The 12,412-nt window shown below is 33.0% G+C and carries 16 protein-coding genes; 9 read left to right on the top strand and 7 right to left on the bottom strand.

Features of this window, described 5'->3' with window-relative positions; all coding sequences use genetic code 11:
• The 5 genes from AC2H4K_RS04070 (at nucleotide 1) to AC2H4K_RS04050 (ending at nucleotide 4,537) form a co-directional block, all read left to right on the top strand.
• Nucleotides 1-792, top strand: coding sequence for a Na(+)-translocating NADH-quinone reductase subunit C (locus tag AC2H4K_RS04070; protein ID WP_281138514.1), 792 nt, complete (start codon nucleotides 1-3; stop codon nucleotides 790-792).
• Between the two features lie 4 nt (nucleotides 793-796).
• Nucleotides 797-1,441 carry an NADH:ubiquinone reductase (Na(+)-transporting) subunit D gene (locus AC2H4K_RS04065; protein WP_281138513.1) on the top strand — a complete coding sequence of 215 codons (645 nt, stop codon included), beginning with the start codon at nucleotides 797-799 and terminating at the stop codon, nucleotides 1,439-1,441.
• Nucleotides 1,442-1,526: 85 nt separating this feature from the next.
• On the top strand, nucleotides 1,527-2,261 hold the full coding sequence (gene nqrE, locus AC2H4K_RS04060; RefSeq protein ID WP_281138512.1) for an NADH:ubiquinone reductase (Na(+)-transporting) subunit E: 735 nt from the start codon (nucleotides 1,527-1,529) through the stop codon (nucleotides 2,259-2,261).
• A gap of 12 nt (nucleotides 2,262-2,273) precedes the next feature.
• On the top strand, nucleotides 2,274-3,584 hold the full coding sequence (gene nqrF / locus AC2H4K_RS04055) for an NADH:ubiquinone reductase (Na(+)-transporting) subunit F (protein ID WP_281138793.1): 1,311 nt from the start codon (nucleotides 2,274-2,276) through the stop codon (nucleotides 3,582-3,584).
• Between the two features lie 116 nt (nucleotides 3,585-3,700).
• Nucleotides 3,701-4,537 carry a hypothetical protein gene (locus AC2H4K_RS04050; RefSeq protein WP_281138511.1) on the top strand — a complete coding sequence of 279 codons (837 nt, stop codon included), beginning with the start codon at nucleotides 3,701-3,703 and terminating at the stop codon, nucleotides 4,535-4,537.
• A gap of 98 nt (nucleotides 4,538-4,635) precedes the next feature.
• On the opposite strand, the gene AC2H4K_RS04045 is transcribed toward AC2H4K_RS04050, so the two are convergent.
• Both AC2H4K_RS04045 and AC2H4K_RS04040 read right to left on the bottom strand, forming a co-directional pair.
• Nucleotides 4,636-5,073 carry a Na(+)-translocating NADH-quinone reductase subunit F gene (locus tag AC2H4K_RS04045; RefSeq protein ID WP_493742871.1) on the bottom strand — a complete coding sequence of 146 codons (438 nt, stop codon included), beginning with the start codon at nucleotides 5,071-5,073 and terminating at the stop codon, nucleotides 4,636-4,638.
• Between the two features lie 38 nt (nucleotides 5,074-5,111).
• Complete coding sequence (locus AC2H4K_RS04040) at nucleotides 5,112-5,477, bottom strand: cupin domain-containing protein (RefSeq protein ID WP_493742870.1); 366 nt, start codon at nucleotides 5,475-5,477, stop codon at nucleotides 5,112-5,114.
• Nucleotides 5,478-5,545: 68 nt separating this feature from the next.
• Between AC2H4K_RS04040 and AC2H4K_RS04035 the strand changes: the two genes are divergently transcribed.
• From AC2H4K_RS04035 to AC2H4K_RS04025, 3 genes are read left to right on the top strand one after another with little or no spacing between them, the layout of a single operon-like run.
• Nucleotides 5,546-6,412: a DUF4846 domain-containing protein gene (locus AC2H4K_RS04035; protein WP_493742869.1), complete on the top strand. Its 867-nt coding sequence runs from the start codon at nucleotides 5,546-5,548 to the stop codon at nucleotides 6,410-6,412.
• A 20-nt stretch (nucleotides 6,413-6,432) separates the two neighbouring features.
• A complete protein-coding gene (locus tag AC2H4K_RS04030; protein WP_493742868.1) occupies nucleotides 6,433-6,810 on the top strand; it encodes a DUF8840 domain-containing protein in 378 nt (125 codons plus the stop codon).
• 20 nt (nucleotides 6,811-6,830) lie between these two features.
• A complete protein-coding gene (locus AC2H4K_RS04025; RefSeq protein ID WP_493742867.1) occupies nucleotides 6,831-7,808 on the top strand; it encodes an FAD:protein FMN transferase in 978 nt (325 codons plus the stop codon).
• A gap of 24 nt (nucleotides 7,809-7,832) precedes the next feature.
• On the opposite strand, the gene AC2H4K_RS04020 is transcribed toward AC2H4K_RS04025, so the two are convergent.
• Genes AC2H4K_RS04020 through map form a run of 4 tightly spaced genes read right to left on the bottom strand, consistent with a single transcriptional unit; the run spans nucleotide 7,833 to nucleotide 10,588 of the window.
• The gene (locus AC2H4K_RS04020) at nucleotides 7,833-8,201 is read right to left on the bottom strand and encodes a DUF423 domain-containing protein (protein WP_493742866.1); all 369 of its coding nucleotides are present in this window, start codon (nucleotides 8,199-8,201) and stop codon (nucleotides 7,833-7,835) included.
• A 6-nt stretch (nucleotides 8,202-8,207) separates the two neighbouring features.
• Nucleotides 8,208-8,975 carry a class I SAM-dependent methyltransferase gene (locus AC2H4K_RS04015; protein WP_493742865.1) on the bottom strand — a complete coding sequence of 256 codons (768 nt, stop codon included), beginning with the start codon at nucleotides 8,973-8,975 and terminating at the stop codon, nucleotides 8,208-8,210.
• Between the two features lie 5 nt (nucleotides 8,976-8,980).
• Complete coding sequence (locus tag AC2H4K_RS04010; RefSeq protein WP_493742864.1) at nucleotides 8,981-9,760, bottom strand: DUF3050 domain-containing protein; 780 nt, start codon at nucleotides 9,758-9,760, stop codon at nucleotides 8,981-8,983.
• A 9-nt stretch (nucleotides 9,761-9,769) separates the two neighbouring features.
• Nucleotides 9,770-10,588, bottom strand: coding sequence for a type I methionyl aminopeptidase (map, locus tag AC2H4K_RS04005; RefSeq protein ID WP_493742863.1), 819 nt, complete (start codon nucleotides 10,586-10,588; stop codon nucleotides 9,770-9,772).
• 125 nt (nucleotides 10,589-10,713) lie between these two features.
• Here map and AC2H4K_RS04000 point away from each other — a divergent pair, with 125 nt between their 5' ends.
• The gene (locus AC2H4K_RS04000) at nucleotides 10,714-11,979 is read left to right on the top strand and encodes an acetyl-CoA hydrolase/transferase family protein (protein ID WP_493742862.1); all 1,266 of its coding nucleotides are present in this window, start codon (nucleotides 10,714-10,716) and stop codon (nucleotides 11,977-11,979) included.
• Between the two features lie 15 nt (nucleotides 11,980-11,994).
• Here AC2H4K_RS04000 and AC2H4K_RS03995 read toward each other — a convergent pair whose 3' ends face one another.
• On the bottom strand, nucleotides 11,995-12,393 hold the full coding sequence (locus AC2H4K_RS03995; RefSeq protein WP_281138500.1) for a BT0820 family HAD-type phosphatase: 399 nt from the start codon (nucleotides 12,391-12,393) through the stop codon (nucleotides 11,995-11,997).
• Nucleotides 12,394-12,412: the final 19 nt, after the last annotated feature.

The raw sequence follows: 12,412 nt of genomic DNA, 5'->3' as shown, positions 1-12,412 counted from the left end.
ATGAGTAATAAAACAGACAGTAATATTTACACAATAATATTTGCCATCATAATGGTATTTATTGTAGGAGCTTTATTAGCCTTTACAGCGTCATCTTTAGCTCCAAAAATTTCTGAAAACCAACGTATAGAAAAGCAACAAAATATTCTATACGCAATGGGTATTAACAATAATGATGAGAGTAGTGCGATTTTTGTTTCTACAGAACAAGCACCAGAAGATTTTTCTAAATACATAAAAGAACAAATTGTTATCACTGTTGATGCTGATGGAAAAATCTTAAAAACTCAAACAGGTGACGAATATGTTGCTGAGAATAATAAGGAGCCGTATCTAATTGATATTAAAAAGCAAAAGTCTAATGCAGCTGCTGGTGAACCTAGACAATTACCTTTATTTATAGGTGAAAAAGATGGTAAGACTTATTATGTAGCACCAATATATGGTAAAGGTTTATGGGATGCTATTTGGGGATTCATATCAATGGATAAAGATATGGTTGTTCAAGGTGCTTATTTTGATCATAAAGGTGAGACGCCAGGTTTAGGTGCTAATATTAAAGAACGTTTCTTTATGGACGATTTCTACGGAGAGCATTTATTAACTGAAGCAGGAGTTTTTAAAGGAATTGATGTTGCTAAAGGTAACGCAGATCCTAAAAACGAAGATAAAACAGATAATCAGGTTGATGCTATTGCTGGTGCTACCATTACAGGAAATGGTGTTACAGCAATGATAAAAAGTGATTTAAAACTTTACAAGCCTTATTTCGATAACTTAAAAAACAACTAATCATATGGGACTTTTATCAAAAAAAGATGCCAAATTAATTACTGATCCATTAGCGGATAATAACCCAATTACTATCCAAGTATTAGGTATTTGTTCTGCTCTAGCGATTACAGCGCAATTAAAAGCGTCTATAGTAATGGCAATATCAGTAATGGCTGTATTAGGTATAGGGAATGTGGTTATCTCTTTAATGAGAAATATTATTCCTTCTAAAATTAGAATTATAGTTCAGCTTGTAGTTGTTGCAGCTTTAGTAATTATAGTTGACCAAGTGCTTAAAGCTTTCTCATATGAATTAAGTAAAACCTTATCTGTTTTCGTTGGGCTTATCATTACTAACTGTATTATCATGGGACGTTTTGAAGCGTTTGCTTTAGGTAACGGTCCTTGGAGATCATTTCTTGATGGTATTGGTAATGCTGCAGGTTATGGTGTAATATTAATTATAGTAGGATTTTTTAGAGAACTTTTAGGTTCTGGTACTTTATTAGGTTTTAAAGTATTGGGTGACCCTATTGAAAAAACAGGACTATATTCTATAGGTTATGAAAATAACGGTTTTATGTTATTATCGCCAATGGCACTTATAGTTGTAGGTATTATTATCTGGGTACAACGTTCAAGAAATAAAGACTTAATAGAAGACTAATAATTAAGTAATCAGTAAATAAGTTAACAGTATGCAGATAAGCTACTGTTGACTGAAAAACTGAAAACTGAAGACTTTTAAAAATATGGAACATATAGAATTATTTTTTAAATCGATATTTATAGATAACATGGTATTCGCAACCTTTTTAGGGATGTGTTCTTACTTAGCTGTATCTAAAAAAGTGTCTACTGCCGTTGGTCTGGGTGCTGCCGTAATTTTCGTTTTAGCAATTACAGTACCGTTAAACTGGTTGTTAGATCAATATATATTACAACCAGGAGCATTAAAATGGTTAGGAGAAGATTATGCAGTTTATGACTTAAGTTTCCTATCCTTTATCATGTTTATTGCTACAATCGCAACGATGGTACAATTAGTAGAGATAGTGGTTGAGAAATTTTCCCCATCACTTTATAACTCATTAGGTATATTCTTACCATTAATTGCTGTAAACTGTGCTATTTTAGGTGGTTCTTTATTTATGCAATCTAGAGAAATACCAACTTTAGGTTTAGCTACAACTTATGGTGTAGGTTCTGGTATTGGTTGGTTCTTGGCAATTTTAGCTATTGCTGCTATACGTGAAAAAATTAGATATAGTAACGTACCACCAGCTTTAAGAGGTTTAGGTATTACGTTTATTATTACAGGTCTAATGGCGATTGGTTTTATGAGTTTTGGTGGAATGTTGACAGGTGGTGATGAAGAGTCTAAACCTGAAAACAAAACTGCAACTGTCGAAACAATAAAAGAAGAAGTAAACAAAGAAGCTAAAGTTGAGTCTAACTTAAATGTAGCTGAAAATACAAACAAGTAATTGATTAGTATGATGATATTAGCCGCAAATACAATCGGAACAATAGTAGCAACAGTAGGTGCATTTTTATTAGTAACATTAGTACTGGTTGCATTATTGCTATTTGTAAAACAAAAATTATCTCCTTCTGGCCCTGTAAAGATCACTATTAATGGTGAAAAAGAATTAGAAGTAGCTTCTGGAGGTACACTTTTAAGTACTTTAGGTGGACAAAAAGTCTTTTTACCATCTGCTTGTGGTGGTGGTGGAACTTGTATCCAATGTGAATGTCATGTATTATCAGGTGGTGGTGAAGCATTACCAACTGAAACACCTCACTTCTCTAGAAAAGAATTGCAACATGGTGCACGTTTGGCTTGTCAAGTAAAAGTAAAGCAGGATATGGAAATAACCATTCCTGAAGAGATTTTTGGTATCAAAAAATGGGAAGCTGTTGTTGTAAGAAATTATAACGTAGCTTCATTTATCAAGGAATTCGTAGTAGAAATTCCTGAAGATATGAATTACAAGGCTGGTGGATATATTCAGATTGAAATTCCACCTTGTGAAATTAAATATTCAGATATAGATATTACAGCTCACCCTGAAGAGCACGAAACACCAGATAAGTTTCAAGCAGAGTGGGATAAGTTTGGTCTTTGGCCTTTAGTAATGAAGAATAATGAAACGGTAGAGCGTGCATACTCTATGGCTTCTTACCCAGCAGAAGGTAGAGAAATTATGCTTAACGTACGTATAGCTACTCCACCATGGGATAGAAATAAAAATGGCTGGATGGATGTAAATCCTGGTGTTGCCTCTTCATACATTTTTGCTCAAAAGCCAGGCGATAAGGTAGTAATTTCAGGTCCTTACGGTGAATTCTTTATCAACGAATCTGAAAGTGAAATGCTTTATGTTGGTGGTGGTGCAGGTATGGCGCCAATGCGTTCTCACTTGTATCATCTATTCAAAACATTAAAAACTGGTAGAAAAGTAACCTATTGGTATGGTGGTCGTTCTAAGCGTGAATTGTTCTATTTAGAGCATTTTAGAGAATTAGAAAGAGATTTCCCTAACTTTAAATTTTACTTGGCATTATCTGAACCTCTTGAGGAAGATAACTGGAAAGTGAAGAAAGATATCAATGATGAAGCAGGTGATGGTTTCGTAGGATTTATTCATAACTGTGTTATTGATAATTACCTAAGCCTTCACGATGCGCCAGAAGATATCGAATTATACTTTTGTGGTCCACCATTAATGAACCAAGCTGTTCAGAAAATGGGTGAGGATTTTGGTATCCCAGATGAACACATTAGATTTGACGACTTTGGTGGATAAGCCAAACATATAAAAAAACAAAAAGCCGACTCTTTTAGAGTCGGCTTTTTGTTTATTGAGTGTTGTTGAGTTGTGTAATTTGTATATAATTATATATTTGTCTGAAATTTAACAATATGAAAAAACTATTACTTTTTACTTTATCTTCAATTATTTTGTCATGCTCATCTGAAAACAGTGACAATGATTCACCTTCTGCAGGTGATGGATCAAAAATTAAAACAATTAAAAAAATAAGCAGTGGTGTTACTGAGGAGACAACTACTTATGAGTATAACTCAGAAGGCAATGTGTCTAGTATGACATTTACAAATATTTATGGTGAATCAATTGAAACAACTTATGAATATGATTCAGAAAATATTATGGTTTCATTCACAGAGGTTGAATTAGATGCTTGGGGTGATACTAGAACTGAGATAGATTATCTAGAATATGAAAATGATTTAGTTGTAAAAATTTGTCAAGATATTTCTTATAGCGATGATTTACCTGAGGTCGATAGAATTGAATTTGAATATGATGATAGTACTCAAAATGTTAGTTTATTTAGACATTTCTATTATGAAGATGCAGAATTTTCAGATTGTGATGATGTAGATAATATCTCTAATACGGAAACTATGGAATTTGATTCAAATGGTAATATGACTCGATATGAAAATAGTGATTACTTTTGGTCTCCGACTTATTTGACATATAGTTATGATGACAAAAATCATCCACTTAAGAATGTCAAACCAGATTATTTTAGAAAGTTATTAGGAGCATCTTCAAATAATAATATTAATGCTGCTAGTGAATATAATTCTGATACAGATGAATTAACTGGAACAATATCTTATGAGTATACCTATAACAATAGCGGCTATCCTACTGTGATGGAAAGAACTTATATGACTGAGGGAGGTAGCATAAGTCAATCATTAAGATATGAATACACTTATTATTAATGTATAAATTTAATTAATTTAGAATAGCCTATATTTTTGAAATATGGGCTGTTTTTTTGCATATTTCATTGAAATGCTTTGTTATTTCTATTTGCAAACTAAAGCATTTGCTTTATAGCATTAAAGTCAAATAGCTCAGAGCAATCCATCACATCTGATTGTCCATCTAACTCACAAAGTTTTGAAACCACTTCAGAAAGGCCTTTAAAAAGTATATCTTTTGTCATTGGTTTTTCTGGTTTATGACAGAAACTCCTTCCTAAATCGTAACCGCAAGCTTTTAAAAAAGCAGCTTCGATTTGAAGTAATTCTAAAGGTGAATAACCATTAAATTTTCTACCAAGATTTTGATGTACCAAACCAACATAATTTAGACGTATAGAGCCATGAATGTCCGTTAGATGTTTCCAACTATCTTTGTGATCCAAAATGTTTCCTACCGCACATTGTTTACAATCTTCAGGATTTAGAGTGTTATTGTGAAAAGCGGTATATAATTTTTTGATAGCATTATCAAAGCGATTTGAAGTTTTCATAATTCATCTTTTTCAATATAAAAGATAAGAAATAAAATTCACTTGTATTCCATAATCAGAAAAACAGCTGTACTATCACCAATATTCAAAACTTCATGAGTTGTAATACTATCTTTCTTAAAAGTATATCCAGTTGGAACATTAACTTCTCTTGTGCCTTTGTAATCTTTAATTTTGAACTTACTTCCTTTTAATGCGTAACCAAAGTGTGGATTATGAAAATGCTTTTCATGACCTACACCAGGTTCAAATGTGCATTTTAAAACTCTAAGTTCTTTGCTGTTCTCAATAACTTCACAAACTGATTCACCTTTCCAACCGGCTTCTAAAGGATCTGGTAGATTAGGTTTGTTTTCTTCACATGAGAAAATAATAAGTAAGAAAATAAGAATTAACTGTTTCATAAGTGCCTTAAAATTAATAATTCTGAGTTTTATATAACAAAATAGAATGTTCAAACGTTTTTCTTAATATGAAAAAAGCTTTACTCGTTTTATTATTAATTATTTCAGTAGTTGTTTTGGCTTATCAATTTAAGCCTGTAAAACAAGTGGTAAGTGTTGTTGAGTCAACCATAAGAACTCCAAGTTTAATCAATAAGGATAGTTTAACGATAAAATCTAGAGTGAATGTACCGGAAGGTTATAAGCGCATAAATTACCCAAAAGGCAGTTTTCAAGAGTGTCTTAGAAATTACAAGTTAAAAGCTTACGGAAGTAAGATTATAAACTATGATGACACTGAATATTTTTGGCAAAGAGGTCATATAGGTATACTTGAAGTACCCGTGCCTAAAAACGGTTTGCAACAATGCGCAGACGCATTAATAAGAATACGAAGTGAATACCTTTGGGACAACAATAGAAAAGATGAGATTGGCTTTAATTTTACATCTGGTCATTATTGTTCTTGGAAAAAATATGCCGAAGGGTACCGACCAAAAATCAATGGAAATAAAGTAACTTTTCATAAAACGGCTGCAGCCAACAATTCTAAAGACAATTTTTACAAGTACTTGAATCTTATTTATATGTATTCTGGTACGCTATCACTTTATAATGAGTTGAAACCTATTAATTCAAAAAATTTACAAATTGGTGATATGCTGATTAAAGGTGGCTCTCCTGGGCATATTGTGATGATATGTGATGAAGTGGAAAATGAAAGCGGAGAAAAGTTATTCTTACTTTTTCAAGGCAACACTCCGGCTCAGAGCGTTCACCTAGTTAAGAATCTTACAGATACTACAATATCTCCTTGGTATGAGTTAGAAGACGATGCCATTACTCCAGTTTCAAACTACACCTTTAGCAGTGCAAAATTTGTGAGGTTTAAATAACAACTTTGTATCTTTGTATTATGAGCAAAGCCCTTACACCTCAAGAAATACATAACTTAGCGATGAATCATGTTGGTAAAGATTTAGAATCACGTGGTTTTGAATTTATTGCCATAAACAGTAAACTAAAAAGACACCCGCAATTTGTATGTATCGATAAAAATAGTCAATACTATTTTGTGGTGGTTAGAGCTGTAATATTGCCAGACAATCCTAATAATTTTGATGTAGTTTGGATGGAGACGTTCAAAAAACACGCTTTTGAAAAAAATGCAAAAGTACTTTATGCAGGAGTAGGCTTAGGCAACCCAAACGGTGAGGATTTACCTATTTACTTAAACGAAGAATACCTTATTGAATATAACGGAATTCAGGTTATTGATATGAACATAAATTAATATTATTCCCATAAAAATTTATGAAGAAGCTTCTCATTATTTTTATTCTTATTGCGTTTTTTTCATGCGAAAGCGAACCAAAGAATATAAAGATAAACGGTCCTGTATTTGGTACTACTTATAATATACAATACTATTCGGAAGACGATGTAAATTTCAATAAGCAATTTGATGAGCTTTTCAAGAGTGTAAACGAATCTATGTCTACATATATGACCGATTCAAAAATTTCTAGAATTAATAAAGGAGAATCTCCCGAAGTAGATAGACATTTTGAGCGTGTTTTTACAACTGCAAAACGTATTTATAGAGAAACCGAAGGAGCTTTCGATCCAACTATTGGGTCTGTAGTTAATGCATGGGATTTTGGTCCCGAAGGAAAAATAACCAATATAGATAGTACAGCTATCGATAGTTTGATGAAAACTGTTGGTTTTAATAGAATGGGATTAAGGGACAAAAAAGTAATAAAAAGCACAAATTCTTATTTAGACTTTAATGCCATTGCCAAAGGCTACGGAGTTGATGTTATTGGTGAATTTTTAGAAAGTAAAAATATTGAGAACTACTTGGTTGAGATAGGTGGAGAAATACGAGTGAAAGGCATTAACCTAGAAAAAAACAAATTATGGAAAGTTGGTATTGATGATCCTAATTTTGAAGGTGAACAATCCTATTCTAAAGTCATCGCGCTTAAGGATGAAGCTATGGCAACGTCGGGTACGTATAGAAAATTTAAAGTAGATGAAGATGGCAATCGTTATGCACATATCATTAATACGAAAACAGGCTACCCAACAAGAACTAATATTTTGAGCGTATCTGTGATTGCAGAAAACTGTATGACTGCAGATGCATACGCTACAGCTTTTCAGGCCATGGGAATACAAAAGGTAACAGATTTCTTATATGCGAGACAAGAGCTTAAAGCATATTTTATTTTTGAAAACGAGAACGGAGAATTAGAAACACTTTCTTTGAATAATTTTCCTGAATAATTAGGGTTTAAATAGAAACAGTGTTTATGTAGCTTGTATAATCACAAGTAACCAACCAATTACAAAAAGTAAACCACCAAGTGGTGTGACTGGACCCAAGAAACGTAATTTTTTTCCTTTAGCATCGCTTAAAACTAGACCATAGATACTAAAAGAAAATAAGATAATTCCCAAAGTAAAACACCAGTACATTGCAGAAGTTGAAAACTGAAAATTAAACCCAAGTACAAGTAAAACTATAGCGTGGTACATTTGATATTTTACACCAGTTTCAAAACTTTTAAGCTGGTCTTCAGATAAGATTTTCTTTAATGCATGAGCACCAAACGCACCAAATATTATAGCTAACATTCCGAATAATGTACCTGTTATTATAAATGTCTGTTGACTCATTTCAATCTATTTTTTGTAAACAACTGGGATTATCTCTCCTTTAGCTAAACGAAAAATATCAATTTCAGAGTCTGATAAAGTATCAGTATAATCTACTTCGTCAACTTTAAAACCAATACTTCTTAATTTTTCAAAATAATCTCTACCATAAACACGAACATGGTCGTATTGTCCAAAAATTTTAGCACGTTCGGCTTTATCGGTAATAGAATCATCTTCAAATGTCATCTCTCGATTTAAATCTTGAGGGATCTGAAAAACTCCCCAACCTCCAGGTTTCATAACTCTATAAAGCTCTTGCATTGCTTTTGTGTCATCAGGAATATGTTCTAAAACATGGTTGCAGAGTATAACGTCATAACTGTTATCTTCAAAAGGAAGATTGCATATATCAGCTTTAACGTCTGCAATTGGTGATAATAAATCAGTAGTAGTGTAATCTAAATTTTTGAGTGATCTAAAGCGTTTTAAAAAACACTGTTCAGGCGCAAAGTGTAACACTTTTTTTTGAGCTGAAAAGAAATCAGTTTCATCTTTTAAATACAACCATAGTAAACGATGACGCTCTAAAGAAAGGGTAGAAGGCGATAAAATATTTTCACGCTGTTTTACATAGCCATAAGGCAAAAACGTTTTAAAACTTTTACCATCAATGGGATCTGTATAGCGCTTACCTTTTAGTATTAATGCTAAAATAGGTCTAGCAACGTAGCTTAGCCTTATTAATAAAGGTCTCGGAATAAGATTTAATATAAATTTTGAAAGACGTTTCAATACTACTAAACTTCAATAGTTTTGTTAGAAGTAATTAAATTATAAATACCATCCCAAAGTGAAATTCTATATTGTAAAGCAAGTTTTGAGATTTCTAAAGCCTCATTCCACTTAGTAGTATCCTCTCCACATAATTCTTCAATCATTCTTAATGATAAAGGACCATGCTCATCACCATCTAACTCTATATGTCTATTGAGATAGTAGGTTAACTTGCTATAGGTTTCATCTTCAGTTTTAGATTGGTTTATAATTTGAAAAAACATATCAGGAATAACATCTTCTCTTCCAAAAGTAAAAGCCGAAGCAATTTTATGTGATTCTTTAGTATTTATAATATCAAATGTAAACTGAACAAATTTTAGAGTTTCAGAATTTAAATCCGATTTTCTCGCAGCATTAAGTATAGAATCACCATTAACAATATAGTTAATGAAATCTGAGATTTGAGATGTGTTAGCACCAATTTGATCCATAGCATCCAAATACATTTCATAATGACTTTTAGGTTCACCTAATTCGTTAACATCCGTTTCTTCACCAAGTACAATTTCGTTAATAAAACGTGCAGTGGATGGATTTTTAACAGGTGTCCAAGGTACAGTTGTATTGGTCAGTTGATTTTGAAGTGCTTTAAGCAAAGACATAAAGTCCCAAACAGCAAATACGTGTTGCTCCATGAAAGTTTTGATATCTTCAATGGATTCTAAAGCACTATATAACTTATGATTATTTAACTCAGCCCTTAGGGATGTTAATTCGGATTCTAATTGCGTAATGTTCATTCGGTGTAATTATAAAACCAATGCTTTTTGTCTAAATTTATCTTCTTCAGTCGAGGTGATTCCTAAAGCCTCATGAACATAAGCAAAGGTCGAAAGTATTTCTGGTTGCCCATCTACAACGGCAATATCATGTTCAAAATGTACGCTTGGTTTACCATCTTGTGTTACGATTGTCCAACCATCTTTTAGTTGTTTTACGCGATGTGTTCCCATATTTATCATAGGTTCTATAGCAACAACCATTCCTTCAATAAATTTTTTACCTCGTCCTCGTCTTCCATAGTTTGGCATTTCAGGATCTTCATGCATCTTACGTCCCAATCCGTGTCCTACAAGTTCTCTTACAACACCATAACCTTCAGCTTCACAATACTGCTGTATAGCAAAGCCTACATCACCAACTCTATTACCAACTCTCAATTGCTCTATACCTACGTATAAAGACTCCTTAGTGGTTTTAATTAATTTTTTAGTGTCTTCAGCAACATCACCAATTTCAAAGGTATAAGCGTGGTCTCCATAGAAACCGTTCATCAATGCTCCACAGTCTATAGAAACAATATCTCCATTTTTTAAGGGTGTGTCTGTAGGTAATCCGTGTACAACAGCTTCATTAACACTACATAATAACGTTGAAGGACAATCATAAAGTCCTTTGAAGCCAGGTAAAGCTCCGTGGTCTCTAATAAATTCTTCAGCTATTGTATCTAAATGATTGGTGGTAACCCCTTCTTTAACTTCTTTTGCGAGCATACCTAAAGTTTTAGAAACTATAAGTGCACTTTGACGCATTAATTCAATTTCTTCTCTTGTTTTTACGATAATCATGTTTCCTAAATTGAGCTGCAAAGATAGGTAATTATAACGATTTTATAATTTTACTAAAACATGATAAATAGCAGTTTTTAAATAACTTTACTGTTATAAGTTTGTAGTACAAAAATTGATATAAAATGTATAAAACAGTTACCGCAGAAGAAGCATTAAAAGTTGTAAAGTCTAACGATAAAATATATGTGCAAGCAGCCGCTGCAGCACCGACCTTATTGGTTAAAGCACTTGCCGATAGACATGAAGAATTACGAAATGTTGAGATTTGCCAGTTACATACTGAAGGTGAAGCTCCTTACGCTAATCCAGAATATGCTGAAAGTTTTCATGTCAATTCCTTTTTTATCGGAAAGAATGTAAGACATACGCTACACGCTGGAAACGGTTCTTACACACCTGTCTTTTTAAGTGAGGTGCCATTGTTATTCAAACGAAATATAGTTGACTTACAAGTAGCACTTATACATGTTTCGGTTCCAGATAAACATGGTTATTGTTCATTAGGTGTTTCTGTAGAGGCTACTTTGGCTGCTATTGATAATGCAGATTACGTCATTGCTCAGGTAAATAAACAGATGCCACGAACTCACGGTGCAGGAATAATACATCATACAGAAATAGATGCTTTTGTAGAATGCGATATTCCTTTGCCAACTCATGATATGGCTGAGCCTTCTGCCGTTGAAAATAAAATAGGTGATTATATAGCAGAATTGATTGAAGATAAAAGTACGTTGCAAATGGGAATAGGAAATATTCCTAATGCGGTATTAACAAGATTACATAATCACAAAGATTTAGGATTACATACAGAAATGTTTTCTGATGGAGTCATCGATTTGATTTTAGAAGATGTTATAAATGGTAATTACAAAGGTATTAATAGAGGTAGAGCTTTAGCTACATTCTTAGTGGGTTCACAGCGTTTATACGATTATGTAGATGATAATCCTTTTATAGAAATGAGAGCTTCTAACTACACTAATGATGTTTCTATAATAAAACAAAACCCTAAGATGGTTGCTATAAATTCGGCAATAGAGGTTGATTTAACTGGTCAGGTTTGTGCAGATTCTATAGGTGGACATATGTATTCTGGTGTTGGAGGACAGATGGATTTTATTAGAGGCGCATCTTTAAGTGAAGGCGGAAAAGCCATTATTGCGTTACCGTCTGTTACTAAAAAAGGCGTTAGTAGAATAGTGCCAACGCTCAAACCTGGTGCAGGTGTGGTAACAACAAGAGCACACATACATTATGTAGTTACAGAATATGGTGTAGCTAATTTATATGGAAAAACCATTCAAGAGCGTGTAAAGGCTTTAGTTAATATTGCACATCCAGATCATAGAGAAGCTATAGATAAAGCTTATTATGAGATGATTTAATGGAAATTAAGTTTATTAAAACTGCCACCATTTTTTCTTGACACTTTTAATATCAGGCTCCTCGTTGGTAATTAGTTGATAAACTTCACCCCAACCGAGGATGCCTCCTATATTACGGTCATCTATAAAGATATCCGCATGGATTTTACGGCTTCTGGTTTCGTCAAATTTTTCTTCAGGAAAGCTAGCATTAACAGCATAAAATTCAATACCATTATCTTTACAAAAATCAACTGCTTCTTGAAGTTTTGATCCGCATCTATAGGTCCAAAGTATGAGTCTGTGACCATCTTGTTGTAGGCGTTTTAAAGTTTCAAAAGCAAAGATTCTTGTTTTACCAATTTTAGGGTAGGCATCTTCAACAATGGTACCATCAAAATCTACGGCTATAATCAATCTATCCTGAAAATTCATGCTATTAATTCAAATTGAG

It is taken from the genome of Winogradskyella sp. 266wxhm, from assembly GCF_058964685.1.
The sequence above is the reverse complement of the archived record's forward strand: the minus strand, read 5'-3'. Positions and strand labels throughout refer to the sequence as shown.

Excerpts from the sequence above, each read along its gene's own strand:
- AC2H4K_RS04045 (WP_493742871.1), bottom strand. The coding sequence starts at position 5,073 with ATGAAAACTTCAAATCGCTTTGATAATGCTATCAAAAAATTATATACC.
- AC2H4K_RS03995 (WP_281138500.1), bottom strand. The coding sequence starts at position 12,393 with ATGAATTTTCAGGATAGATTGATTATAGCCGTAGATTTTGATGGTACC.
- AC2H4K_RS04030 (WP_493742868.1), top strand. The coding sequence starts at position 6,433 with ATGAGCAAAGCCCTTACACCTCAAGAAATACATAACTTAGCGATGAAT.
- AC2H4K_RS04040 (WP_493742870.1), bottom strand. The coding sequence starts at position 5,477 with ATGAAACAGTTAATTCTTATTTTCTTACTTATTATTTTCTCATGTGAA.
- AC2H4K_RS04065 (WP_281138513.1), top strand. The coding sequence starts at position 797 with ATGGGACTTTTATCAAAAAAAGATGCCAAATTAATTACTGATCCATTA.
- AC2H4K_RS04035 (WP_493742869.1), top strand. The coding sequence starts at position 5,546 with ATGAAAAAAGCTTTACTCGTTTTATTATTAATTATTTCAGTAGTTGTT.
- nqrE (WP_281138512.1), top strand. The coding sequence starts at position 1,527 with ATGGAACATATAGAATTATTTTTTAAATCGATATTTATAGATAACATG.
- nqrF (WP_281138793.1), top strand. The coding sequence starts at position 2,274 with ATGATATTAGCCGCAAATACAATCGGAACAATAGTAGCAACAGTAGGT.
- AC2H4K_RS04050 (WP_281138511.1), top strand. The coding sequence starts at position 3,701 with ATGAAAAAACTATTACTTTTTACTTTATCTTCAATTATTTTGTCATGC.
- AC2H4K_RS04000 (WP_493742862.1), top strand. The coding sequence starts at position 10,714 with ATGTATAAAACAGTTACCGCAGAAGAAGCATTAAAAGTTGTAAAGTCT.
- AC2H4K_RS04070 (WP_281138514.1), top strand. The coding sequence starts at position 1 with ATGAGTAATAAAACAGACAGTAATATTTACACAATAATATTTGCCATC.
- AC2H4K_RS04025 (WP_493742867.1), top strand. The coding sequence starts at position 6,831 with ATGAAGAAGCTTCTCATTATTTTTATTCTTATTGCGTTTTTTTCATGC.
- AC2H4K_RS04010 (WP_493742864.1), bottom strand. The coding sequence starts at position 9,760 with ATGAACATTACGCAATTAGAATCCGAATTAACATCCCTAAGGGCTGAG.
- map (WP_493742863.1), bottom strand. The coding sequence starts at position 10,588 with ATGATTATCGTAAAAACAAGAGAAGAAATTGAATTAATGCGTCAAAGT.
- AC2H4K_RS04020 (WP_493742866.1), bottom strand. The coding sequence starts at position 8,201 with ATGAGTCAACAGACATTTATAATAACAGGTACATTATTCGGAATGTTA.